The organism is Rhizobium sp. 18055 (assembly GCF_902706285.1).
Classification (GTDB): domain Bacteria; phylum Pseudomonadota; class Alphaproteobacteria; order Rhizobiales; family Rhizobiaceae; genus Rhizobium.
In genome coordinates, this window is sequence record NZ_CACSKD010000006.1 from 161,951 (window position 1) to 185,181 (window position 23,231).

Genomic DNA, 23,231 nt, shown 5'->3' on the forward strand with positions numbered 1-23,231 from the left:
TGACGGTGGTCGGTCGTCTCAATCCATGGCGTGGATGTCGCGATCCTTGGTTTCCGGCAGGAAGATCAGGCCGATGACCAGCGTGATCGCTGCGAAGATGATCGGGTACCAGAGGCCAAAATAGATATCGCCTGTGGCCGCGCTCATCGCGAAGGCCGTTGCCGGCAGCAGGCCGCCGAACCAGCCATTGCCGATGTGGTAGGGCAGCGACATGCCGGTGTAGCGAATGCGGGTCGGGAAGAGTTCGACCAGCAAGGCCGCGATCGGGCCGTAGACCATCGTCACGTAAAGCACGAGTACGAACAGGATGGCGATGGTGCCGATCCAGTTGACGCGGGCAGGGTCCGCCGCCATGGCGAAGGTACCGCCGCCGGCGACGGTGTAGACCGCCATGTCGGTGACGCCCTTTGCCTCATCTGCCGTCAGAAGCTTGCCTGCGACCAGCTTGTCGGCAGGCATCGTATCCTTGGTGCCGGCGCGGATTGCCTCGGCATTCAGTGCAAGCTCCGGATTGGCGGCGATGAAGGCGTCGAGCTTGGCATCCGGAACCTTGATGGTGCCGCGGTTGAGCGGGTAGCCGCCATCATGAAGGGCGATGTTGGCGCTCTTCTCGAAGGCTGCCGTCAGGCCCTTTGCCTTGTCGCCAGCGGCGATGACATCGAAGCTGTTGATGGTTTCATCGCCGATCTTGACGGTTGCCGGCTGACCGGCAGGGCCGGCGACGACATCGTAAGGCACCGAGTTCTTGGTGAGGAACGCCGTTGCCACGTCGCAGGAGCTGGTGAACTTCGAGGTTCCGGTCGGGTTGAACTGGAATTTGCAATCCGCCGGATCTGCCGTCACCGTGGCACGGATCGATGCCTGGGCTTCGGCAAGTGCCGGGTTGGCGGTCCAGGTCATGGCCTTGAACAAAGGATTATAGGTGACGGCCGCAATCAGCAGGCCGGCCATGATGATCGGCTTGCGGCCGATCTTGTCGGAGAGGCTGCCGAAGACGACGAAGAACGGCGTGCCGAGGATAAGGCCGATGGCCACCATGATGTTGGCCGATTGCAGATCGACCTTCAGGACGTTCTGCAGGAAGAACAGCGCATAGAACTGGCCGCCATACCAGACGACGGCCTGGCCCATGGTGGCACCGAGAAGGGCGATGAGCGCGATCTTGGCATTCTTCCATTGCCCGAAGGCTTCGGTGAGCGGTGCTTTCGAGCCCTTGCCTTCTGCCTTCATCTTCTGGAATGCGGGCGATTCGTTCATCTTCAGGCGGATCCAGACGGAGACGCCGAGAAGCACGACCGAGACCAGGAACGGAATGCGCCAGCCCCAGGCGGCGAAGGCTTCCTTGCCCATCATGAACTGGACGCTGACGATGACGATCAGTGACAGGAACAGGCCGAGCGTGGCCGTCGTCTGGATCCATGATGTGAAGTAGCCGCGGCGTCCGTTGGGCGCGTGTTCGGCCACGTAGGTGGCGGCACCGCCATATTCACCGCCGAGCGCCAGGCCCTGCAGCATACGCAGCGCAATCAGGATGATCGGGGCGGCGATGCCGATGGTGGCGGCGCCGGGCAGGATACCGACCAGGAAGGTCGACATGCCCATGATCAGGATGGTGACCAGGAAGGTGTATTTGCGGCCGACGAGATCGCCGAGGCGGCCGAAGACCAGGGCGCCGAACGGGCGCACCAGGAAGCCTGCCGCAAAGGCGAGCAGCGTGAAGATGTTGCGGGTGGCTTCCGGATACTGGGTGAAATAGGTGGCGCCGATATAGGTGGCGAGCGACCCGTACAGATAGAAATCGTACCATTCGAATACGGTCCCGAGCGAGGAGGCGAAGATGACCTTCTTCTCCTCCGACGTCATCGGCCCGGCTTTTGCGCCGGCGACGCTTGCGACATGTGACATGTTCTGTCCTCCACAGACTGATATGAAACGCGGCGCGCGACCATACTCTCCTCAAAGCATACCCCTGGTCGCGGTTCGCCCGACGGGACTGTGACAGAAAAGTGATCCGTTACGGAGAGCGGCTTTGGGATTATGACTTTAGTCTAACGCCTTGCGCCGGTTGGCCATTCAGCTTCTGTGGGAGACGATGTTGATCAGCGTTCCGAAGGGATCTCGGACATAGAGTCGGCGCACACCCCAGGGCTCATCGGCCGGGCTATAGGTGATTTCAAAGCCAGCCTCGCTCATGGCTGAAAAGGCTTCGTCGATGTCATCGACTTCGATCGACAATCCCGGCACCGGTGTTCCCGAGCCGCCTTCGCTGGCGAAACTGATCTGCACCGGCATCTCCCGGCCGGAGCCATAGGTGGCGATCCAGCCATGATCCATCAGCGGGTCAAGCCCAAGGATGTCCTGGTAGAAGGCCTTCGCGGCGGCGGGATCGGCGGTTTGGATATTGGCTACGATTCGTCTGACCTGCATGAGACCTCCCGAGGTTCGTCTTGGATGATCAAGGATGATGGTTGCAGCAATCTCGAATCCGGTTTGCACCCCCTTGGAAATGCCTCCGCTTCCAGACAAGATCATTCCGCTTCAAGCTATCTGGGAGACTCCGATGGAAAATCACGAGCCGTTTTTGCGCGAGGCGATCGCGCTGTCGAAATCCGCGGTAGACCGCGGCGACGAACCGTTCGGCTCGTTGCTGGTGAAGGACGGTGACGTCATCCTGCGCGCCGAAAACAGCGTCTTCACCGGCCACGATATGACCAACCACGCCGAGATGAACCTGGTCAAGCTGGCGGCCCAGCACTACGACACGGCCTTTCTGGCTGATTGCACGCTCTACACCAGCACGGAGCCATGCGCGATGTGCTCCGGGGCGATCTATTGGTCGGGCATCGGGCGGATGGTGTTTGCGTGCTCCGAAGTACGGCTTGGCGAGATTGCCGGGATCGGGCTGAATGTGCCGAGCCGGGCTGTGCTGCAGACCGGCGCGCGCATCGTCACCGTGGTTGGCCCGAACCTCGAAGACGAGGCCGCCGCAGTCCATCAGCAATTCTGGCCGAAGCATCTCGGCAAGGTTTAGATCCTCGGCTGAGGACACCTTGATCAGAGCCCGTTTGACGTTGCGGCGATTTCTGGACGCGGCAGCCGTCGCCTGGTCGTATGTCGTTGTCGAACAAGAAAAAAGCCGGATGGCAGAACCATCCGGCTTCGATCGATTGTCAGGCTCGCCTTGATCAGGCAGCTTCCGTCGCGTGGGCATTGCGGACTTCCTCGTCCGTGATGATGCCCGAGGCGCGCAGCAGGGCAGCGAAGCGGCCGTTGCTCTGGCTGAGTTCATCGAAGCTGCCTTCTTCGACGACGCGACCGTTGTCGAGGAAGAGAACCTTGTCGGCTTCGCGAACCGTCGATAGACGGTGGGCGATGATGAAGGTGGTGCGGTTCTGACGAAGATTGTCGATCGCAGCCTTCACGCGGTTTTCGGTTTCGACGTCGAGCGCGCTGGTCGCTTCGTCGAGTACCAGGATCGGCGCATCCTTGAGGATGGCGCGGGCGATGGCCACACGCTGGCGTTCGCCGCCCGAGAGCCTGTTGCCGCGTTCGCCGACATGGGTGTCGTACTGGTCTTCGCGGGTCTCGATGAAGTCTGCAGCAGCGGCAGCTTCGGCTGCACGGCGCATGTCTTCATCCGAAGCGCCTTCCCGACCGAGGCGAATGTTGTCGCTGATCGAACGGTTGAGCAGGCCGGCATCCTGGAACACGGTAGCGATATAGCGGCGCAGCGACTTGCGGGTCACCTTGGTCGTATCGTGGCCATCGACCAGGATCTGGCCACTGTCCGGGTCATAGACGCGCTGCAGCAGGTTGATCATCGTGGTCTTGCCGGAGCCGGTCGGGCCGACGATTGCAACCGTCTGGCCAGCCTTGGCGGTGAAGGACACGTTGTGCAGGCCCTGCGCGGTGTTGCCGAAGCGGAACGAGACGTTGCGGAATTCGACTTCGCCCTTGACGTCCTTGATGTCGGCAGTGCCGGCAGGCTCTTCGCGTTCACGGACCGAGTCTTCGAGCGTGTAGAAGTCCTCAAGCTTGGAACGGGCTTCGAAAATCTGCGTTGCGAACTGGCGCATCTGGTCGAGACGCGAGATCAGCAGGTTGGCAAAGCCGATGAAGGCGATGACGTCACCGATGCGCAGCTCTCCGGCCTGAACCATGACCGTACCGATGACCAGAATGATCATCATGGCGACGGTCGAAGCCATGCGGTTCATCGCGCCGGCAAGGGCCCACCAGTCGAGAACCGGATACTGGGCCTGCAGCAGGCGTTCGGTGAACGAGCGCAGTGCCTTGGTTTCGGCTTCGATGCGGTTGTAGCTATGCAGCACCGAGACGTTGCTGATCGAGTCGCTGACATGCGAGAAAACCGTGTGGTAGTGGTTTTCGACCGACGCCTGGCCATCCTTGGTGCGGCTCATGACGAGACGACCGATCAGCCAGTAGGCGGCGCCGAGCACGACCAGCACGCCGGAAAGGCGCATGTCCATCGACATTGCCGTCGGGATCAGGATGAGGATAGCGACAACGGTTGCGAGGTGATTGCGCATGAATTCGAGCCAGAGGCCGAACAGCGTTTCACAAGCGCGCAGCAGTGTATGCAGGGCATTGGACGTGCCACGCTGATGGTGCCAGGAGAGCGGCATCGAGATGATGCGACCGAAGGCTTCCGTCAACAGCGTTGCACGACGACCATGCGCCAGCCGGTCTGCCTCGCGGGCGACCAGCACGAATGCAATGGTGTTGAAGACGGCAAAGGCCGCCCACATGAAGAGGATCGGCTTGACCTCACCTTTGCCCGAAATGGCATCTATGATCCGACCGAAAAGGATCGGCTCGGCGATTGTGATCGCGGCGAGTACGATGTTCGCGATAACGACCAGGGATACGCGGAACTTGTATGCGCCAAGATAGCGCAAAGCTCTTGCATAGACCTTGAATAGCGACACGGCGATTACCTCTTTGTGCATCTGCGAAATAGCGGATGTTGCAATGCTACAAAATTCTATCTGAACCGGCGATTAACAGCGCATTCATTGTTGGATTCCGGCGGTCGCGCGGCGGCGTTTTTTCCAAGGCGAAAGGCCAGATGTCGTGAAGATTTTTAGTGAAATAAAAAGGCCCTACAATTATCACTTGCGTTGTGGTGCCAGACTGGCACACCATAAACAGATATTCTGAACTCAGTTTTAAATTGCAACGATAACCGTTTGCTATCGGGGCGTATCCCGGCGTGGCGGCTTCACTTAAAAAGCCTGGTACGGGATGGGGGCATTTTAGTGAATATTCATTCTTTAATTCAATTACTTGTCGTTCTTGAAGAGTGCCGGAAAGCGGAATCGGTCGTCGATGAGCTGAAGCATGTTATCCTGTCATATGGGTTCGAGTTCTACGGACTTCTCAAGTATCCCAAGCATAGCGAGGATCTGGTCGGTTCGGTGCTTGTCGGCCAATGGCCGGAAGGGTGGGCGCAGGTCTATATCACCAAGAAATACATGCTGAGCGATCCGACGATCCGCTATCTCGCACATGCGCAACGGCCGTTCCGCTGGCGAGACAGTCTGGCGGCATTTCGCAAGGATCCGCATTACCGGCGCCTGGAGCAGATGATGTCGGCTGCTGCCGGCCATGGATTGAAGGAAGGGTACATTTTTCCGATCCACGGCCGAAGTGGCGTCCTTGGCTACATGACAATCGGCGGCAGGTCGGTCGATCTCTCGCCGGTCGAGATTTCTCTGCTGGATGCGATCGCACGCAAGGCGTTCTGGCGTCTTCTCGAGCTTCGTGGCGAAGAGGGCGTGGCGCTCGAGGATTTGCCCGGTGCAGATACGCGGCTGACGCGGCGTGAAATGGAAATCCTGCAGTATCTGGCGGAGGGGATGACCTCCGTGGAGATCGGCAAGCAATTGCAGATCTCCAACCATACGGTCGATTGGTACATGAACGGTCTGCAGGACAAGCTGAAGGCCAAGAACCGGCAGCATGCCGTGGCAGTTGCTTTCCGGCATGGGCTTATTACCTAGTTTGAAGAAATTCGATTTGGGAGTGGTCGGGGAAATTGAACTTTCCGTGACAGCGCGTTAAGACTCTTCTTCGCGGGTGCAGCATTGCCCGTTTCGATGCCGTGAGGAGACTGCATTGCCCATTTCGAAGATCCTTGTCGCCAACCGTTCCGAAATTGCCATTCGCGTGTTTCGCGCAGCCAATGAGCTGGGCATAAAAACGGTGGCGATATGGGCAGAGGAAGACAAGCTGGCGCTGCACCGCTTCAAGGCGGACGAGAGCTATCAGGTCGGCCGCGGCCCGCATCTGGCCCGCGATCTCGGGCCGATCGAGAGCTATCTGTCGATCGAGGAAGTGATCCGCGTCGCCAAGCTGTCCGGCGCCGACGCCATTCATCCGGGCTACGGCCTGTTGTCGGAAAGCCCCGAATTCGTCGATGCCTGCAAAGAGGCCGGGATCATCTTCATCGGTCCGCGCGGCGATACGATGCGCCAGCTCGGCAACAAGGTGGCCGCGCGCAATCTGGCGATCTCGGTCGGCGTGCCGGTGGTGCCTGCCACCGACCCGCTGCCTGACGACGTGGCCGAAGTCGCCCGCATGGCCGAGGAGATCGGCTACCCCGTTATGCTGAAGGCCTCCTGGGGCGGTGGTGGGCGCGGCATGCGCGCCATCCGCGATCCGAAGGACCTTGCCCGCGAAGTTGTCGAAGCCAAGCGCGAGGCGATGGCCGCCTTCGGCAAGGACGAGGTCTATCTCGAAAAGCTGGTCGAGCGTGCCCGCCATGTCGAAAGCCAGGTGCTCGGCGACACGCATGGCAATGTCGTGCATCTGTTCGAGCGCGACTGCTCGATCCAGCGCCGCAACCAGAAGGTCGTCGAGCGTGCGCCTGCTCCCTATCTCAGCGAAGCGCAGCGCCAGGAACTGGCCGCCTATTCGCTGAAGATCGCGGCTGCGACCAATTACGTCGGTGCCGGCACCGTCGAATATCTGATGGATGCCGATACCGGCAAATTCTACTTCATCGAGGTCAATCCGCGCATCCAGGTCGAGCACACGGTCACCGAAGTCGTCACCGGCATCGATATCGTCAAGGCGCAGATCCATATCCTCGACGGCTTTGCCATCGGCACGCCGGAATCGGGCGTTCCCAAGCAGGAAGACATCCGCCTCAACGGCCATGCGCTGCAGTGCCGCATCACCACCGAAGATCCGGAGCACAACTTCATCCCGGATTACGGCCGCATCACCGCCTATCGTTCGGCGTCTGGCTTCGGTATCCGCCTCGATGGCGGTACGTCCTATTCGGGTGCGATCATCACCCGCTATTACGATCCGCTGCTGGTGAAAGTGACGGCCTGGGCGCCGAACCCGTCTGAGGCGATTGCCCGCATGGACCGTGCGCTGCGCGAGTTCCGTATCCGCGGCGTCGCCACCAACCTGACCTTCCTGGAGGCGATCATCACGCATCCGAAGTTCAAGGACAACACCTACACGACCCGCTTCATCGACACGACGCCGGAGCTGTTCCAGCAGGTGAAGCGCCAGGACCGTGCAACCAAGCTGCTCACCTATCTGGCCGACGTCACCGTCAACGGCCACCCCGAAGCCAAGGACCGGCCAAGGCCGACGGCGGATGCTGCCGCGCCTGTTGTGCCCTACACCAACGGGTCGGGCATCAAGGACGGTACCAAGCAGCTACTCGACACACTCGGCCCGAAAAAGTTCGGCGATTGGATGCGCAATGAAAAGCGCGTGCTGATGACCGACACGACGATGCGCGATGGCCACCAGTCGCTGCTCGCCACCCGCATGCGGACCTACGACATCGCCCGCATCGCCGGCACCTATGCGCATGCGCTGCCGAACCTGCTCTCGCTCGAGTGCTGGGGCGGTGCGACCTTCGACGTGTCGATGCGGTTCCTGACGGAAGATCCGTGGGAGCGTCTGTCGATGGTGCGGGAAGCCGCTCCGAACCTGTTGCTGCAGATGCTGCTGCGCGGTGCCAACGGCGTCGGCTACAAGAACTATCCAGATAATGTCGTCAAATACTTCGTCCGCCAGGCGGCGCAGGGCGGTATTGATCTGTTCCGCGTGTTCGACTGCCTGAACTGGGTGGAAAACATGCGCGTGTCGATGGATGCGGTGGCCGAAGAGAACAAGCTCTGCGAAGCGGCGATCTGCTACACCGGAGATCTCTTGAACTCGGCGCGTCCGAAGTACGATCTGAAGTATTATACCGACCTCGCCGTGCAGCTCGAAAAGGCCGGCGCGCATATCATCGCGCTGAAGGACATGGCGGGCCTGCTGAAGCCGGCGGCTGCCACGGTGCTGTTCAAGGCGCTGCGCGAAGCCACCAGTCTGCCGATCCATTTCCACACGCATGACACGTCGGGCATCGCCGCCGCGACTGTTCTCGCGGCTGTCGATGCCGGCGTCGATGCCGTCGATGCCGCGATGGATGCACTGTCGGGCAACACCTCGCAGCCTTGCCTCGGCTCGATCGTCGAGGCGCTGCGCGGCTCCGAGCGCGATCCGGGCCTCGATCCCGAATGGATCCGCCGCATCTCCTTCTATTGGGAAGCGGTGCGCAACCAGTATGCGGCCTTCGAAAGCGACCTCAAGGGTCCGGCGTCGGAAGTCTACCTGCACGAAATGCCGGGTGGCCAGTTCACCAACCTCAAGGAACAGGCCCGTTCGCTCGGGCTGGAGACCCGCTGGCACAAGGTGGCGCAGGCCTATGCCGATGCCAACCAGATGTTCGGCGATATCGTCAAGGTCACGCCGTCCTCCAAGGTGGTCGGCGACATGGCGCTGATGATGGTGAGCCAGGATCTATCCGTTGCCGACGTCATCAGCCCCGACAAGGAAGTCTCCTTCCCTGAGTCGGTTGTCTCGATGCTGAAGGGCGACCTGGGCCAGCCGCCGTCCGGTTGGCCGGAAGCGCTGCAGAAGAAGGCGTTGAAGGGCGAGGCCGCCTATACGGTTCGTCCGGGCTCGCTGCTCGAGGATGCCGATCTCGATGCCGAGCGCAAGACGATCGAGACCAAGCTGGAGCGCGCGGTCAACGACTTCGAGTTCGCCTCCTACCTGATGTATCCGAAGGTGTTCACCGACTTCGCGCTGGCGTCCGACACCTACGGCCCGGTCTCAGTGCTGCCGACGCCGTCCTACTTCTACGGCCTGCCTGACGGTGCCGAGCTGTTTGCCGATATCGAAAAGGGCAAGACGCTTGTCATCGTCAACCAGGCGATGAGCGGCACCGATAGCCAGGGCATGGTCACGGTGTTCTTCGAACTCAATGGCCAGCCGCGTCGCATCAAGGTTCCGGATCGCGCCCATGGCGCCACCGGTGCGGCTGCGCGCCGCAAGGCGGAGCCGGGCAATGTCGCGCATGTCGGCGCGCCGATGCCGGGCGTCATCTCGCGCGCCTTCGTCTCCGCCGGCCAGACGGTCAGCGCCGGCGACGTGCTGGTATCGATCGAGGCGATGAAGATGGAAACGGCGATCCACGCGGAGAAGGACGGCACCATCGCCGAAGTTCTCGTTAAGGCCGGCGACCAGATCGACGCCAAGGATCTGCTTGTGACGTACGCGGGCTGAGGTGACTTGACGGGTGCCGCGTGATGCGGCGCCCTGCCACCGGATAGGGCATCCGCGATGTTGCGTTCTGGTCGACGTGGTTAGATCCTCGGCACAAGGCCGAGGATGACGTCGAGAATTAATTAACGTAACAATCTCAATTGTTTAATCACGGAATCCCACCCTCCGCCGTCATCCTCGGGCTTGTCCCGAGGATCTGCAACATGTCGGTTGTCTCGACGTGACCGGGCGCCCGGAACAGTGGCTGAGAACGCCGCGCAAGTGCGATGATCTCACGAGGCCGCCCATCAGATATCGTAGGTGTGGGCGGCGTTGATCGTCGAGATGAAGCGTTTGGTGCGCTCGCGTTCCGGGGCGGTGAAGATGTTCCTGGCGCTGCCGGTCTCGACCACGCTTCCGGCTTCCAGAAACACCACGTCGTTGGCGATCTTCGAGGCGAGTCGAAGGTCATGCGTTGCCATGACCATGGTCGTGCCTTCGCTGGCGAGGCGGCCGAGGACATCGACCACTTCGGCCGACAGTTCCGGATCGAGCGCCGAGGTCGGCTCGTCGCAGAGCAGCACGCGCGGCGAGGGTGCCAGCGCGCGGGCGATTGCCACGCGTTGCTGCTGGCCGCCTGACAGCGTCGATGGCCAGGCGTCGGCCTTGTGGGCCATGCCGACCTTGGTCAGCAGTTCCATCGCCCGGTCGCGGGCTTTCTGCCTTGGCCATTTCAGCACGGTCACCAGGCTTTCCATGACGTTTTCGATCGCCGTCTGGTGCGGGAAGAGTTGGAAGTTCTGGAACACCATGCCGGTCTGCCGGCGGATTTTCTGGATCGCCGGCCAGCTGGTTTTCTGGCCGGGCTTGAAGGTCAGTGTCTCGTCGCCGAGATGGATCGTTCCTGCGGTCGGGATCTCCAGCAGGTTGATGCAGCGCAGCAGCGTGCTCTTGCCGCCGCCGGACGGGCCGACGAGGGCGGTGACGTTGCCCTCGGGTATGCGGATGCTGATGTCCTTCAGGATGACGGCGTCGCCGAAGCGCTTTTCGATGTTTTGAAGCTCGATCATGCGTTTGCCTCCAGCATGCCGCCGTAGCGGGCGAAGCGGCGCTCCAGCCTGACCTGCAGCGCCGACAGGACGGAGCTCAGCGCCAGATAGATCAGCGCCGCCTCGATGTAGAGGATCAGCGGCTCATAGGTGGTGGCGACGATGCGCTGGGCGGCCTGGAACAGTTCCGGTACGGTGATCGCGGCTGCCAGCGAGGTGTCCTTGACCAGCGAGATGAAGGTGTTGGAGAGGGGGGGCACGGCAACGCGGGTGGCCTGCGGCAGAATGGTACGGATCATCGCCTGACGCCAGCTCATGCCGATCGAATAGGCGGCCTCCCACTGGCCCTTGGGGACCGAGGAGATGACGGCACGGATGATTTCGGAGCTGTAGGCGCCGACATTCAGCGTGAAGCCTATGAGGGCTGCCGGGAAGGCGTCGAGCAGGATGCCGATGCTGGGCAGGCCGTAGAAGATGACGAACAACTGCACGAGCAACGGCGTGCCGCGGATCACCCAGACGTAGAAGCGCGCGATGGCGACGAAGGGTGCGGCGCCAAACAGCCGGGCAATGGCGGTGATCAGGCCAAGGGTGAGCCCGAGGACAAACGACAGCAATGTCAGCGGAATGGTGAAGATCAGCCCGGCCCACAGCAGGGGCACAAGCGAATCCGCCATCAATTGAAGCCAGTGCGGCACGGGCGTGTTCCTCAATGAAAGAGGCGTTCAGCGAGGCTTCGCTGAACGCTTTATCAAGCAGATATAGAGGATGTCGGGGCGGCGGCAAACCGCCCCTGGGAAGGCGTTGGTCGAAGACCTTACTTGGAGACGTCCTGGCCGAAATACTTGTCGGAAATCGTCTTGTAGGTGCCGTCGGCCTTGATCTCGGCCAGCGCCTTGTTGATCGCTTCCACAAGTTCCGGCTCGCCCTTGCGGATGATGATGCCGGAGTGATCGGCATTTTCTTCCTGCGCTACGATCTTCACCGGAGCATCCGGCTTGTGCTTCTTGAAGTCGAGGAAGGACAGGCTGTCGTTGATGGTGGCATCGGCGCGCTTGGTCAGCACCAGCTGGATCGACTGGTCGAAACCGTCGGTACCGACGAGTTCCGCACCCGATTGTTCGGCGAGTTTGCCGAAATTGCTGGTCAGCGACTGTGCCGACTTCTTGCCCTTGAGATCGGCAAACGACTTGATGCTGTCGTCGCCTGCGCCAACGATCAGCACCGCCTTGGAGGCAATGTAGGGGTCGGAGAAGTCATACTTCTGCTTGCGTGCGTCGGTGATGCCGACCTGGTTGATGACCGTGTCGTAGCGCTTGGCATCGATACCCGCGATCAGGCCGTCCCACTTGCCCTCGACGAACTCGGCCTTGACGCCGAGCTTGGCAGCGACCGCTTCACCGATCTCGACGTCGAAACCGACGAGCTTGCCTGATGTGTCATGAAAGGTGAACGGTGCGTAGGTGCCTTCGGTGCCGATCTTCAGCACGCCTGCCGATTTGACGGCGGCGAGATTTTCACCGGCCAGCGCCGGCATCAGGGCTGCGGCCTGGAGCAGTGCGGCGGTGGCAAGCGTCTTCAGGAGGTTCATGTGTCTATCCAATTCACCAGATGTTCGATGGGTGGAAAATCGCAGAAAAGCCGATGCCTTGATGCGTCGAAAACTGCAAATAAAATCGGCAAGTGCGAATATTTTTCTCATTTATCACGAATTCGGCGCGGACTGTTTCAGTTTGCCAGAAAACGTGTGCCGGCACCCACTTGCTTGCATGTTTGTGCATGTTTATACGTGTTGTCATCGATTTGGCGTGCAGCTAGGCAGAACCGGCATGAATGCGAACGAAATGCTCCTGGGCGAGCGACAAAATGCGATCTCGCGGAAGCTCATGGCCCATGGCCGCGTGCTGGCCGCCGAGCTTGCTTCCGAATTCGGCGTCTCCGAGGATACGGTCAGGCGGGACCTTCGCGAAATGGCGGCCGCCGGTCTTTGCGAGCGCGTCTATGGCGGTGCTCTGCCGATCTCGCCGGCCGGTGGAAGTCTTACTCACCGGGCGACGGTGGCGCGTGATCGCAAGCAGGCGCTGGCGATTGCCACCGTCGCGCAGATCGTGCCCGGCTCGACGGTGTTCTTCGATGCCGGCAGCACCAATCTGGCGATTGCGGCGGCATTGCCGATCGATATGGCGCTGACCGCCGTGACCAACGCACCGGCGATTGCCGCGGCGCTGCTCGAAAAGCCCTTGGTCAATGTCATCCTCGTCGGCGGTCTGGTCGACCGGCAGGTCGGGGGTGCGCTTGGCGCCAAGGCGATGCGCGATATGGAATCGCTGTCGCCGGATCTCTGCATTCTCGGTGTCTGTGGCGTCGATCTGACGGCCGGGGTGACGGTGTTCGGTTTCGAGGATGCCGAGTTCAAGCGCTTCGTGGCGTTGAAGAGCCGGCAGGTGCTGGTTGCCGCCACCTCCGACAAGTTCGGGACCGCGGCGCCACATGGCGTAATTTCCGTTTCCGACTGCCAATGCCTGGTGGTCGAGCGCGATGCCGACCCGGAGATGCTGATCCATTATCGGGAGCGCGGCTGCCGGACGATCGTTGCCGGCGGTGCGGCATAGACAGAATTCAATCGGGCGTCGGGCGGGAGTGCCAATGCCAGTGGCTTCAGGCCCAATGGGAAGAGACATGGACAATCACGTAAACACGGTGCCGGTCGCCAGAAGCGGCCTCATCAACAGACACAGGGCAGCGGTCTCGCTGCTGTTCCTGATCAACGGCTTCATGGTGGGCTCCTGGGCACCTAAGATCCCCGAGTTCGCCGAGCGCCTGCAGCTCAACAAGTTTCAGCTCGGCCTGATGATCCTCGTGCTGGGGATCGGTTCGCTGACGCTGATGCCGATCGCCGGCGCGCAGATTGCGCGCTATGGCTCGAAGCGTGTGGTGCAGATCACCGCGATCTGCCTGCTGCCGGGTCTGCTGACATTGACGCTGGCGCCCAACGTGTTCACCGCAGCGGTGGCGATCTTCCTGTTCGGCGGCTTCATGGGGGCCATGGACGTTTCGATGAACGCCAATGCCGTTGCGGTCGAGCAATCGATGCGGCGGGCGATCATGTCGTCGTGTCATGCGTTCTGGAGCCTGGGTGGCCTGATCGGCGCCGGTCTCGGCGGGCTGCTGATCGCCAATCTCGGCGTGCTCTGGCATGCCGGGATCGCCACGCTGCTTGCAATCGTCGTGCTTATCGTCGCCTGGAGCATGCTGTTTGCCGACCAGCCGCATCCGGATACCAAAAAGGAAAAGACGCGGCTGCCGCTGGTGCCGCTGCCGTGGCTGCTGGGTTTGATGGCATTGTTCTCGATGGTTCCCGAAGGTGCGGTGCTTGATTGGGGCGCGCTTTATCTGCGTGAGGAACTCGGCGCTTCCGTCGCGCTCTCGGGTTTCGGCTTTGCCGCCTTCTCGCTGACGATGGCAGCCATGCGGTTTGGCGGCGATCTGGTTCGTGACCGGCTCGGCGGGGTCAAGACGCTGAGGATCTGCACGCTGTTTGCGATTGCCGGCATGCTGGTCTCGGCCTTTGCGCCAGGTGCGGAAATTGCCATCCTCGGCTTTGCGCTTTGCGGCGTCGGCATCTCGAACATGGTTCCGATCGCCTTTTCGGCTGCCGGCAATATCCCGCATCTGAAGGCAGGTATCGGCCTCTCCGTGGTCACCACGATGGGCTATTCCGGCATGCTGGTGGCGCCATCCGCCATCGGCTTCGTGGCCGAGCATGTCGGCTTTTCGGTCGTGTTCATGGCGTTGCCGGTGCTGCTGTTGGTCGTGCTCGCCTTGTCCAATCTGGCGCGCTATGCCGATGGTATTTCCGGCGACGGTCAGTGAGCTCGCCGCGACACAAAGTGATGGATGCTGCGGGTTGACAAGCGGACGGTCATGATCCACCTGAAAGGCACGTAACTTAAGGGTTCAAGCGCTCTTCATGTCTTCTGCCAGTGATTTTGATCCGAAACCGCGCCGCGCGTCCGTTGCCGTTGATGTCGGCGGCGTCATCGTGGGTGGTGGTGCGCCTGTCGTCGTCCAGTCGATGACCAACACCGATACGGCCGATATCGATGGGACCGTCGCCCAGGTGGCCGCGCTGTTCAAGGCCGGGTCGGAGCTGGTCCGCATCACCGTCGATCGCGACGAAAGTGCCGCCGCCGTGCCGCGGATCCGCGACCGGTTGCTGCGTCTCGGACTGGATGTGCCGCTGGTTGGCGACTTCCACTATATCGGCCACAAGCTGCTGGCCGATCATCCCGATTGCGCCGAGGCGCTGGCAAAATACCGGATCAATCCCGGCAATGTCGGCTTCAAGGACAAGAAGGACAAGCAGTTCGGCGACATCATCGAGATGGCGATCCGCTACGACAAGCCGGTGCGTATCGGCGTCAACTGGGGTTCGCTCGATCAGGAACTGCTGACCGCGCTGATGGACCAGAACTCGGCAGCCGGCTCACCATTGTCGGCACGCCAGGTCACCCGCGAGGCGATCGTGCAATCGGCGCTGATCTCGGCCAATCTGGCCGAAGAGATCGGACTGCCACGCAACCGCATCATTCTGTCCGCTAAGGTCAGCCAGGTGCAGGACCTGATCGCCGTCTATTCGATGTTGTCGGAGCGCTCCGATCATGCGCTGCATCTCGGGCTGACCGAAGCCGGCATGGGCACCAAGGGCATCGTCGCCTCGTCGGCGGCGATGAGCTATGTGCTGCAGCACGGCATCGGCGATACGATCCGCGTGTCGCTGACGCCGGAGCCGAATGGTGACCGGACCCGCGAAGTGCAGGTGGCGCAAGAAATCCTGCAGGTCATGGGCTTCCGCCAGTTTATTCCTGTTGTCGCGGCCTGTCCCGGCTGTGGCCGTACGACGTCCACGGTGTTTCAGGAACTGGCGCAGAACATCCAGAACGACCTGCGCAAGAACATGCCTGTGTGGCGCGACAAGTATCCGGGTGTCGAGGCGCTCAACGTTGCGGTCATGGGCTGCATCGTCAATGGTCCGGGCGAGAGCAAGCATGCCGATATCGGCATTTCGCTGCCGGGTACGGGTGAGAGCCCGTCGGCACCCGTTTATATCGACGGGCAGAAGGCGATGACGCTTCGCGGTCCCAATATCGCCGGCGATTTTGAGGCGCTGGTCGCCGATTATATCGAAAAGCGCTTTGGCCAGAGCAGGACGGCAGCGGAGTAATCCGCGCTGCCGTTTCGCTCAGATCAAAATCAGATGCGGCTGGTCAGCAGCTTCAGGCCTGCGAAGCAGTAGAAGGCTGCCATCGTGCCTTCGATCCAGCGGCGCAGGCTGCGATAGATCTTTAGCGCACGCGGCGTTGAGAACAGCACGGCATAGCCCATGAAGACGATGAAACCGGTCGTCAGGCAGATGCCGACGATCAGGCCGGCCACCGAGGCGGGCGCACCCTGCGGCATGCCGAGCGCAATGATCGCCAGCCAGGCAAAAATCGCTTTCGGATTGGTGACGTGGATGCCATAGCCGCGCAGCAGCAGGGCACGGGTCGACAGGCTCTTCTGCGTGGTCGCCTGCGGCATGTCGTCGTTGGCGCGCACGGCCTTGAACGCCTTGTAGGCGAGATAGAGCAGATAGAGGCCGCCGAAGACCTTCAGAATCTCCAGCGCAATCGCGTATGTGTGCAGGATCGTCGCCAGACCGAGGGCGGCAGCGCAGGCCCAGGTGAAGGAGCCGGCGAAGATGCCGAGCGAGAGCGTCATGCCGGCCCTGCGGCCGTGGACCATCGAGGTCGAGATAATCGCCATGATGGCCGGGCCGGGGCTGATCACCGCGACGATATAGGCGATATAGGCGGGAAGGATCTGCGGCAGGTAACTCAGCGTGTCGTGCATGGCGCGTCTCTGTTCGGCCGGCCGCAATCCATAGGGCGGCGCTGCTGGCCATTTCTAAGCGCGATTTTTGACGTTCGGCAAGGGATTGCGGCTCGAAGATGCGCGGGAATCTTGTCCCGGTGACGCTTTTTCAGCTCTTGCGCTCGGCAATGAAGCGGGCCGTATCGGCCAGAACGGCTGCGCGGTCGCCGTAAGGCTGCAGCAGGGCTTCCGCCTCGCGCACATGAGCCTCAAGCGTCGCTTCGGCCCAGGCCATGCCGTGCAGGCCAACCAGCGTGCCCTTGCCGCGGCCCGCATCCTTGCCGGTTGCCTTGCCCATGGTGGCGCTGTCGGCGGTCAGGTCGAGCATGTCGTCGGCCAGCTGGAAGGCGAGGCCGATGCGCTCGCCGAAGCGGCGCAGGGTTGCGCGGTCGGCTGCCGATGCGCCGGCAACGATGGCGCCGGCCTCGCAGGCGAAGCGGATCAGCGCGCCGGTCTTCATCGCCTGCAGGGTGATGATGCCTTGCTCGTCGGGCGCCTGTTTCTCTGCGGCGAGATCGAGCGCCTGTCCGCCTGCCATGCCGCCGATGCCGGAGGCGCGGGCCAGCGCCAGGATCAGCGCCAGCTTGCTCGCCTCGTCAAGCGCTTCGGTCGAGACGATGATGTCGAAGGCATAGGTCAGCAGGCTGTCGCCGACGAGAATCGCTGTCGCCTCGTCATAGGCGATGTGAACGGTCGGCTTGCCGCGGCGCAGATCGTCGTCGTCCATGGCCGGCAGGTCGTCATGAACCAGCGAATAGCAGTGGACGCATTCGAGAGCCGCGCCGATCCGCAGTGCCGCGTCCCTGTTGCCGCCAAGCATGGTCGATGTTTCGACCACCAGAAACGGGCGCAGGCGCTTGCCGCCATTGAGCACGGCGTAATGCATGGCGGAGCGCAGCCGCTCCGGCCTGATGATCTCGTCGTCCAGAACCCGTTGCGAGAGAAGCGTGTCGAGCACGGCTTCGATCTCGCGGGCGTTGGCTGCCAGTCGGCTTTCGAATGTTTTAAAATGCGCGTCCATGCCCGGTTGTTTGGCATGAGCGGGCTTTGGCTTGCAACGGAATTGTCGATGGGGCGCCCAAGATTTCCATTGTGTCTGGCAATGGCAGTTTGCAGGCGGTATGGAGGGTAAGGGAACGATACTGGGTCAGGGAATTGGACATAGCGCCGGAGAGAGACGACAGCGTGGCCGTGCCGATTTACCGGCGCGCCTTTGTTTGGCTGAAGGGGCGCTCGTTGATGATGCGTATTGTTCTGGCGGTCGCCGCCCTTTTGGCTCTGCCCTATGTGCTGATCTTCCTCTATCTGCTGCCATTCATCCATCCCGTCTCGACGCTGATGCTGCGCGATCTGGCCTTGTTTCGCGGGTACGACCGGCAGTGGGTGTCGATCGACGATATCGCGCCGGTGCTGGTGCAGTCGGTGATGATGTCGGAGGATGGGCAATACTGTTTCCACGGCGGCGTCGATTGGGGTGAGATGCGGATGCTGGTCACCGATACGCTCGGCGGCAAGTCGACGCGCGGCGGCAGCACCATCCCGATGCAGACGGCCAAGAACCTGTTCCTCTGGAACAGCCGTTCCTTCGTGCGCAAGGCGATGGAACTGCCGCTGGCGGTGGCGGCCGATTTCGTGCTGCCGAAGCGGCGATTGATGGAGATCTACCTGAACATCGCCGAATGGGGGCCGGGCATCTACGGTATCGAGGCTGCGGCGCGCTATCATTTCAAGGTGCCGGCGTCCAAGCTCACCAGCCGTCAGGCGGCACTGCTCGCCGTCTCATTGCCCAATCCGATCGACCGGAATGCCGGCAAGCCGGGCCGTGGCCTGCGCCGGCTTGCCGCGGTCATCGAGCGGCGGGCGCGCAGCTCGGGCGAATACATCAGATGCATTTATGATTGATATCAGCAGATGTCGTTGGTGATGGCCGGTCTCGTCTGGCATTGGTGGCTCGACATATGATCCCATTCCCGCCATCGGCTGCCCGTTGACGGGAGCCACGCAAGAGGAAAGATCCGTTGGACAGACTGACGCTTTATATCGGCAACAAGAACTATTCCTCCTGGTCGTTTCGCCCGTGGATCGCGATGACTGCGGCCGGCGTACCGTTTGAGGAGGTGTTGGTGCCCTTCGATATGGCGGCCGGCAATCCCCGCTTCAGGGAATTTTCGCCGACCGGCCAGGTGCCGTTGCTGCAGCATGGCAGCACGCGTGTCTGGCAGTCGCTGGCGATCATCGAATATGTCGCCGAGCTTTATCCGGAAGCGGCTCTCTGGCCAAAGGAGCGCGACAAGCGGGCTGTGGCGCGTGCGGTGTCGATGGAGATGCTGGCGGGCTTCCGGGCGCTGCGCGGAGCCTGCCCGATGAATATTCGCCGACCGAAGAGCAAGATCGTGCTGGCCGACGGCGTGATGGCCGATGTCTCCAGGATCGAGACGATCTGGCGGGATCTGCGGGCGCATTCCGGCGGCCCCTTCCTGTTCGGCGGGTTTTCCGCCGCCGATGCGATGTTTGCGCCGGTCGTCAATCGCTTCGAGACATATGATCTCGTGACAACGGGCGATACATTGAGCTATATGGCTGCGATCAAGGCTCATCCTGCCTGGCAAGCCTGGGAAGACGCGGCGCGCGCCGAGCCCTGGATCGTCGAGGAAGACGAGGCCTGATCCGAGATTTATCTGAATCTCAAAAAATAAAGCTGGGGACTGGTCAAGCCCCTTCAAGGCATGTATAAGCGCGCAAAATTTCCGAAATCGCGACACGTCGTTTCGGCCGCCATTCTGGCTGTTGGATGTGTTCGCCTGTGAAGTGGAGTAACAAAAATGGCTGTACCGAAGAGAAAAACAAGCCCGTCCAAGCGCGGTATGCGCCGCTCTGCTGACGCGCTGAAGACTGCGACCTACGTTGAAGACAAGAACTCCGGCGAACTGCGCCGTCCGCACCATATCGATCTGAAGACCGGTATGTATCGCGGTCGTCAGGTTCTGACACCGAAGGAAAGCGCATAATTTATTTGTGCGTTCTGCTTCAGCGGAATTTGCAAGGTCGGCCATGTGCCGGCCTTTTGCGTTTCAGCGACAATATATTGTTTGACGTCTTGAAGTGACACAGCGATCTACGGCACTATTCTTCCGTCGAGGGAGAATCTTCTAGATGTTCAATGCTATTCCGCTGATGGTCATACCTTTCATTCTTTACAATCTGGCAATGGCTGGATTGATGGGCAGTGGCGGCCTGCCAGCCCTGCACAATGATCTGCTTGTTCTCTCGATGATTTCAGGTGCGATGTGGAGCATGTCGCTCGGCGATCTGTTCATCGTCGTGGCGCTGGTCGTGTTGTTCTTCGAGATATTGAGGGCAACCAACAATTCCCGTGGCAGTCTGGTCAACCACATGCTGTCGATGCTTGTTTTTATCGGCTTTCTGGTCGAGTTTCTGCTCGTTCAGGATGCAGCGACGCAGGTCTTCTTCATTTTGCTGACGATTGCGCTGATCGATGTGATCGGCGGCTTTGCCGTGTCGATCCGCAGTGCCGGACGCGATGTGTCGATCGGGCTTTGAGGTGCGGTGCATCTCTTCGAGCCGTTGCGGCCGAAGAGATGCTGAAGCAATGACGATGGTTCAGAGGCTGTCGAGCTTGCTCTGAAGCGCGCGCAGTTGTTCCTTCAGTTCGTCGATATCCTTGGCCTCGGCCTTGCGGCCTTCCTTGGCGGCTGCCGTCGGCGCCTTGAAGGGCGAGAACATCTGCATCGCCTGCTGGAACATCTCGGTGTTGCGGCGCACCTGGTCTTCGACCATCTGCATCGGCAGTGCGAGGTTCTTGGTCAGCGGCGTTTCACCAAAGGCGCGGGTCACCTGCTCTCGCATCTGCACCTGCTGCTCGGTAAAGGCGCGCATCGAGTGCTCGAGGAAGCTCGGCACCACCATCTGCATCTGATCGCCGTAATAGGTAATCAACTGGCGCAGAAATGAAATCGGCAGGAGCGTATTGCCGGTCTTCGATTCCTGCTCGAAGATAATCTGCGTCAAGACCTGATGGGTAATGTCGTCGCCGCTCTTGGCGTCCTGTACAGTAAAATCCTCCCCCTTCTTCACCATCTCCGCCAGGTCTTCCAAGGTCACATAGGTGCTGGTGCCCGTGTTGTAGAGGCGGCGATTGGCGTATTTCTTGATTGCGATCTGACCCTCATTCTTCGCCATATGAGTCTCCCGAAGCCCGTCTTATTGTCATTGAAATTCCTCCACTTGGGAGTGTAGACGCAAAAGAAGCCCGGTGACAATCTCTTTGTGCGATGCGGCAACTGCCTTTTGCGGCGGTCATAATTGGCCCACGTAAGTTCTTTCGAAAATTCGCAGATGCTCGGTTGGCGTTTGACTCGGGGATGAAGCTTTGTCAGTTTCAACCTATATGTGGTGGAGCTGTTGAGGAGGTCTTCATGTCCAATCCGTCTATCGTCATCGCCGGCGCCGGCCGCACCGCGGTCGGCTCGTTCAATGGTGCCTTTGCGACCGTTCCCGCCCATGAGCTCGGGGCGGCTGCGGTCAAGGGCGCTCTGGAGCGCGCCGGCGTCGATCCTGCAGAAGTGGACGAGGTGATCCTTGGGCAGGTGCTGCAGGCGGGAGAGGGACAGAACCCGGCACGGCAGGCGGCGATGAAGGCCGGCGTGCCGAAGGAGGCAACGGCCTGGGGCTTGAACCAGCTCTGCGGCTCCGGACTTCGTGCTGTTGCGCTCGGCATGCAGCAGATCGCGCTCGGCGACGCCAGGATCATCGTTGCCGGCGGCCAGGAATCGATGTCGATGGCGCCGCATGCAGCGCATCTGCGCAGCGGGACCAAGATGGGCGACATGAAGATGGTCGACACGATGATCAAGGACGGCCTGACCGACGCCTTCTACGGCTACCACATGGGCGTGACGGCCGAGAATATCGCGCGACAGTGGCAGCTTTCGCGCGAAGAGCAGGACATGTTTGCCGTGTCGTCGCAGAACAAGGCGGAAGCGGCGCAGAAGGCCGGGCGCTTTGCCGACGAAATCATTCCCTACATCATCCAGGGTCGCAAGGGCGATGTCACCGTCGATGCCGACGAATATATCCGCCACGGCGCCACCATGGAGGCGATGGCGAAGCTTCGCCCCGCTTTCGACAAGGAGGGCAGCGTGACGGCTGCCAACGCATCCGGCCTCAACGACGGCGCGGCTGCCGCCGTGCTGATGACCGAGGCGGAGGCGTCGCGACGCGGCATCGAGCCGCTGGTGCGGATCGTTTCCTGGGCGACCGCGGGCGTCGATCCGCAGGTGATGGGCACCGGGCCGATCCCGGCCTCACGCAAAGCGCTGGAGAAGGCCGGCTGGTCGGTCGGGGATCTCGATCTGATCGAGGCCAACGAAGCGTTTGCGGCGCAGGCCTGCGCGGTCAACAAGGATCTTGGATGGGACCCTTCGATCGTCAACGTCAATGGCGGCGCGATCGCTATCGGCCATCCGATCGGTGCGTCGGGTGCGCGCGTGCTCAACACGCTGTTGTTCGAGATGAAGCGTCGCGGCGCCAGGAAGGGACTTGCGACATTGTGCATCGGCGGCGGCATGGGTGTGGCCATGTGCTTCGAGGCGCTTTAGATAGCCTGCATTACATGTCTGGTTGAGCTCCGGGGATAGCGGAGCCTTACAATGGGAGCGGAACATGAGCAGAGTAGCTGTTGTGACGGGCGGTACGCGTGGCATAGGCGCGGCAATATCAGTGGCGTTGAAGACTGCCGGCTATCAGGTTGCCGCAAACTATGCCGGCAATGACGAGGCGGCCCAGGCCTTCCACGCTGAAACCGGCATTCCGGTGTTCAAGTGGGATGTGTCCGATTATGCCGCCTGCACCGAAGGCCTGGCGCGGGTCGCGGCCGATATCGGCCCGATCGACGTTCTGGTCAACAATGCCGGCATCACCCGCGATGCGATGTTTCACAAGATGACGCCACAGCAATGGCACGACGTGATCAACACCAATCTCACCGGTCTGTTCAACATGACGCACCAGGTGTGGAACGGCATGCGCGAGCGTGGCTTCGGGCGGATCGTCAACATCTCGTCGATCAACGGCCAGAAGGGCCAGATGGGACAGGCGAACTATTCGGCGGCGAAGGCGGGGGATCTCGGGTTCACCAAGGCGTTGGCTCAGGAAGGGGCTGCCAAGAACATCACCGTCAACGCGATCTGCCCCGGTTACATCGGTACCGAGATGGTGCTGGCGGTGCCGGAAAAGGTGCTGAACGAGCGGATCATTCCGCAGATCCCCGTCGGGCGTCTCGGCGAACCGGAAGAGATTGCGCGCTGCGTGGTATTTCTGGTCTCGGACGATGCCGGCTTCATCACCGGCTCGACGCTGAGCGCCAATGGCGGACAGCTGTTCGTCTAGGATCTGCTCTGATGCACATTTCGGAAAGCGCGGGTGGCGCTTTCCTTCAATCGATCTAGCGGATGGAAGCCGTGTGTTCGATGTCGCGGGCATTGGTCTGCTGCGACTGCTCATGCGGGGCTTTGCGTGTTTCATACGGATTGATCGAAGCCGCATAAGTGGCGAGCGCAATCGTCAGGATCGCTGCTGCGCCGATGATTTTGGTCATTTCATTCTCTCCCAAGGCCGGTCGCGCATTCCTGCTCCTGACCGGTGTCGATATTGGGGCAAATTCGAGGA

At 61.1% G+C, this 23,231-nt stretch carries 22 protein-coding genes; 12 read left to right on the forward strand and 10 right to left on the reverse strand.

The window, feature by feature from the left end; translation table 11 throughout:
• Positions 1 to 18 precede the first annotated feature (18 nt).
• Together GVL52_RS13135 and GVL52_RS13140 are read right to left on the reverse strand one after the other, a co-directional pair.
• Positions 19 to 1,905: an MFS transporter gene (locus GVL52_RS13135; RefSeq protein ID WP_160007709.1), complete on the reverse strand. Its 1,887-nt coding sequence runs from the start codon at positions 1,903 to 1,905 to the stop codon at positions 19 to 21.
• Positions 1,906 to 2,073: 168 nt separating this feature from the next.
• The gene (locus GVL52_RS13140) at positions 2,074 to 2,427 is read right to left on the reverse strand and encodes a VOC family protein (RefSeq protein WP_160007968.1); all 354 of its coding nucleotides are present in this window, start codon (positions 2,425 to 2,427) and stop codon (positions 2,074 to 2,076) included.
• Between the two features lie 133 nt (positions 2,428 to 2,560).
• Here GVL52_RS13140 and GVL52_RS13145 point away from each other — a divergent pair, with 133 nt between their 5' ends.
• Positions 2,561 to 3,031 (forward strand): nucleoside deaminase, encoded by a 471-nt coding sequence (locus tag GVL52_RS13145; protein WP_160007711.1) that lies wholly within the window; start codon positions 2,561 to 2,563, stop codon positions 3,029 to 3,031.
• A 154-nt stretch (positions 3,032 to 3,185) separates the two neighbouring features.
• Here GVL52_RS13145 and GVL52_RS13150 read toward each other — a convergent pair whose 3' ends face one another.
• A complete protein-coding gene (locus GVL52_RS13150; protein WP_160007713.1) occupies positions 3,186 to 4,949 on the reverse strand; it encodes a glucan ABC transporter ATP-binding protein/ permease in 1,764 nt (587 codons plus the stop codon).
• 330 nt (positions 4,950 to 5,279) lie between these two features.
• On the opposite strand from GVL52_RS13150, the gene GVL52_RS13155 reads away from it, so the two are divergent.
• Together GVL52_RS13155 and pyc are read left to right on the forward strand one after the other, a co-directional pair.
• Positions 5,280 to 6,023: a LuxR family transcriptional regulator gene (locus GVL52_RS13155; RefSeq protein WP_160007715.1), complete on the forward strand. Its 744-nt coding sequence runs from the start codon at positions 5,280 to 5,282 to the stop codon at positions 6,021 to 6,023.
• 115 nt (positions 6,024 to 6,138) lie between these two features.
• Positions 6,139 to 9,603: a pyruvate carboxylase gene (pyc, locus tag GVL52_RS13160; protein WP_160007717.1), complete on the forward strand. Its 3,465-nt coding sequence runs from the start codon at positions 6,139 to 6,141 to the stop codon at positions 9,601 to 9,603.
• Between the two features lie 287 nt (positions 9,604 to 9,890).
• On the opposite strand, the gene GVL52_RS13165 is transcribed toward pyc, so the two are convergent.
• The 3 genes from GVL52_RS13165 to GVL52_RS13175 all read right to left on the reverse strand — a co-directional run bounded on the left by GVL52_RS13165 (position 9,891) and on the right by GVL52_RS13175 (position 12,222).
• Positions 9,891 to 10,652: an amino acid ABC transporter ATP-binding protein gene (locus GVL52_RS13165; protein ID WP_160007719.1), complete on the reverse strand. Its 762-nt coding sequence runs from the start codon at positions 10,650 to 10,652 to the stop codon at positions 9,891 to 9,893.
• Entirely contained in the window at positions 10,649 to 11,329 is a 681-nt protein-coding gene (locus GVL52_RS13170) for an amino acid ABC transporter permease (protein WP_160007721.1), read from the reverse strand. Before GVL52_RS13170 ends, GVL52_RS13165 begins: the two co-directional genes overlap by 4 nt.
• Positions 11,330 to 11,448: 119 nt before the next feature.
• Positions 11,449 to 12,222 carry an amino acid ABC transporter substrate-binding protein gene (locus GVL52_RS13175; RefSeq protein ID WP_160007723.1) on the reverse strand — a complete coding sequence of 258 codons (774 nt, stop codon included), beginning with the start codon at positions 12,220 to 12,222 and terminating at the stop codon, positions 11,449 to 11,451.
• A gap of 238 nt (positions 12,223 to 12,460) precedes the next feature.
• On the opposite strand from GVL52_RS13175, the gene GVL52_RS13180 reads away from it, so the two are divergent.
• From GVL52_RS13180 to ispG, 3 genes are all read left to right on the forward strand, one after another.
• The gene (locus GVL52_RS13180) at positions 12,461 to 13,243 is read left to right on the forward strand and encodes a DeoR/GlpR family DNA-binding transcription regulator (protein ID WP_160007725.1); all 783 of its coding nucleotides are present in this window, start codon (positions 12,461 to 12,463) and stop codon (positions 13,241 to 13,243) included.
• Between the two features lie 67 nt (positions 13,244 to 13,310).
• Positions 13,311 to 14,504 carry an MFS transporter gene (locus tag GVL52_RS13185; protein WP_160007727.1) on the forward strand — a complete coding sequence of 398 codons (1,194 nt, stop codon included), beginning with the start codon at positions 13,311 to 13,313 and terminating at the stop codon, positions 14,502 to 14,504.
• A 97-nt stretch (positions 14,505 to 14,601) separates the two neighbouring features.
• A complete protein-coding gene (gene ispG, locus GVL52_RS13190) occupies positions 14,602 to 15,855 on the forward strand; it encodes a flavodoxin-dependent (E)-4-hydroxy-3-methylbut-2-enyl-diphosphate synthase (RefSeq protein WP_160007729.1) in 1,254 nt (417 codons plus the stop codon).
• A gap of 29 nt (positions 15,856 to 15,884) precedes the next feature.
• Here the strand turns inward: ispG and GVL52_RS13195 are convergent, their stop codons facing one another.
• Together GVL52_RS13195 and GVL52_RS13200 are read right to left on the reverse strand one after the other, a co-directional pair.
• Positions 15,885 to 16,523 (reverse strand): LysE family translocator, encoded by a 639-nt coding sequence (locus tag GVL52_RS13195; protein ID WP_160007731.1) that lies wholly within the window; start codon positions 16,521 to 16,523, stop codon positions 15,885 to 15,887.
• 130 nt (positions 16,524 to 16,653) lie between these two features.
• On the reverse strand, positions 16,654 to 17,565 hold the full coding sequence (locus GVL52_RS13200; protein WP_160007733.1) for a polyprenyl synthetase family protein: 912 nt from the start codon (positions 17,563 to 17,565) through the stop codon (positions 16,654 to 16,656).
• 134 nt (positions 17,566 to 17,699) lie between these two features.
• Between GVL52_RS13200 and GVL52_RS13205 the strand changes: the two genes are divergently transcribed.
• From GVL52_RS13205 to GVL52_RS13220, 4 genes are all read left to right on the forward strand, one after another.
• Positions 17,700 to 18,446, forward strand: coding sequence for a transglycosylase domain-containing protein (locus GVL52_RS13205; RefSeq protein WP_200847812.1), 747 nt, complete (start codon positions 17,700 to 17,702; stop codon positions 18,444 to 18,446).
• Between the two features lie 116 nt (positions 18,447 to 18,562).
• On the forward strand, positions 18,563 to 19,210 hold the full coding sequence (locus GVL52_RS13210) for a glutathione S-transferase family protein (protein ID WP_160007737.1): 648 nt from the start codon (positions 18,563 to 18,565) through the stop codon (positions 19,208 to 19,210).
• Between the two features lie 156 nt (positions 19,211 to 19,366).
• Positions 19,367 to 19,552 (forward strand): 50S ribosomal protein L32, encoded by a 186-nt coding sequence (gene rpmF / locus GVL52_RS13215; protein ID WP_148183836.1) that lies wholly within the window; start codon positions 19,367 to 19,369, stop codon positions 19,550 to 19,552.
• 145 nt (positions 19,553 to 19,697) lie between these two features.
• Positions 19,698 to 20,105: a hypothetical protein gene (locus GVL52_RS13220; protein ID WP_160007739.1), complete on the forward strand. Its 408-nt coding sequence runs from the start codon at positions 19,698 to 19,700 to the stop codon at positions 20,103 to 20,105.
• Between the two features lie 60 nt (positions 20,106 to 20,165).
• Here the strand turns inward: GVL52_RS13220 and phaR are convergent, their stop codons facing one another.
• Complete coding sequence (gene phaR / locus GVL52_RS13225; protein ID WP_160007741.1) at positions 20,166 to 20,744, reverse strand: polyhydroxyalkanoate synthesis repressor PhaR; 579 nt, start codon at positions 20,742 to 20,744, stop codon at positions 20,166 to 20,168.
• 236 nt (positions 20,745 to 20,980) lie between these two features.
• Here phaR and GVL52_RS13230 point away from each other — a divergent pair, with 236 nt between their 5' ends.
• Both GVL52_RS13230 and GVL52_RS13235 read left to right on the forward strand, forming a co-directional pair.
• The gene (locus GVL52_RS13230; protein WP_160007743.1) at positions 20,981 to 22,162 is read left to right on the forward strand and encodes an acetyl-CoA C-acetyltransferase; all 1,182 of its coding nucleotides are present in this window, start codon (positions 20,981 to 20,983) and stop codon (positions 22,160 to 22,162) included.
• Positions 22,163 to 22,226: 64 nt separating this feature from the next.
• Complete coding sequence (locus GVL52_RS13235) at positions 22,227 to 22,952, forward strand: beta-ketoacyl-ACP reductase (RefSeq protein WP_160007745.1); 726 nt, start codon at positions 22,227 to 22,229, stop codon at positions 22,950 to 22,952.
• A gap of 55 nt (positions 22,953 to 23,007) precedes the next feature.
• Here GVL52_RS13235 and GVL52_RS30400 read toward each other — a convergent pair whose 3' ends face one another.
• Positions 23,008 to 23,160 (reverse strand): hypothetical protein, encoded by a 153-nt coding sequence (locus tag GVL52_RS30400; RefSeq protein WP_200847813.1) that lies wholly within the window; start codon positions 23,158 to 23,160, stop codon positions 23,008 to 23,010.
• Positions 23,161 to 23,231: the final 71 nt, after the last annotated feature.

Coding starts and splice junctions, on each gene's coding strand:
- GVL52_RS13135 (WP_160007709.1), bottom strand. CDS start 1,905: ATGTCACATGTCGCAAGCGTCGCCGGCGCAAAAGCCGGGCCGATGACG.
- GVL52_RS13140 (WP_160007968.1), bottom strand. CDS start 2,427: ATGCAGGTCAGACGAATCGTAGCCAATATCCAAACCGCCGATCCCGCC.
- GVL52_RS13145 (WP_160007711.1), top strand. CDS start 2,561: ATGGAAAATCACGAGCCGTTTTTGCGCGAGGCGATCGCGCTGTCGAAA.
- GVL52_RS13165 (WP_160007719.1), bottom strand. CDS start 10,652: ATGATCGAGCTTCAAAACATCGAAAAGCGCTTCGGCGACGCCGTCATC.
- GVL52_RS13175 (WP_160007723.1), bottom strand. CDS start 12,222: ATGAACCTCCTGAAGACGCTTGCCACCGCCGCACTGCTCCAGGCCGCA.
- GVL52_RS13180 (WP_160007725.1), top strand. CDS start 12,461: ATGAATGCGAACGAAATGCTCCTGGGCGAGCGACAAAATGCGATCTCG.
- GVL52_RS13185 (WP_160007727.1), top strand. CDS start 13,311: ATGGACAATCACGTAAACACGGTGCCGGTCGCCAGAAGCGGCCTCATC.
- ispG (WP_160007729.1), top strand. CDS start 14,602: ATGTCTTCTGCCAGTGATTTTGATCCGAAACCGCGCCGCGCGTCCGTT.
- GVL52_RS13195 (WP_160007731.1), bottom strand. CDS start 16,523: ATGCACGACACGCTGAGTTACCTGCCGCAGATCCTTCCCGCCTATATC.
- GVL52_RS13200 (WP_160007733.1), bottom strand. CDS start 17,565: ATGGACGCGCATTTTAAAACATTCGAAAGCCGACTGGCAGCCAACGCC.
- rpmF (WP_148183836.1), top strand. CDS start 19,367: ATGGCTGTACCGAAGAGAAAAACAAGCCCGTCCAAGCGCGGTATGCGC.
- GVL52_RS13220 (WP_160007739.1), top strand. CDS start 19,698: ATGTTCAATGCTATTCCGCTGATGGTCATACCTTTCATTCTTTACAAT.
- phaR (WP_160007741.1), bottom strand. CDS start 20,744: ATGGCGAAGAATGAGGGTCAGATCGCAATCAAGAAATACGCCAATCGC.
- GVL52_RS13230 (WP_160007743.1), top strand. CDS start 20,981: ATGTCCAATCCGTCTATCGTCATCGCCGGCGCCGGCCGCACCGCGGTC.
- GVL52_RS13235 (WP_160007745.1), top strand. CDS start 22,227: ATGAGCAGAGTAGCTGTTGTGACGGGCGGTACGCGTGGCATAGGCGCG.
- GVL52_RS30400 (WP_200847813.1), bottom strand. CDS start 23,160: ATGACCAAAATCATCGGCGCAGCAGCGATCCTGACGATTGCGCTCGCC.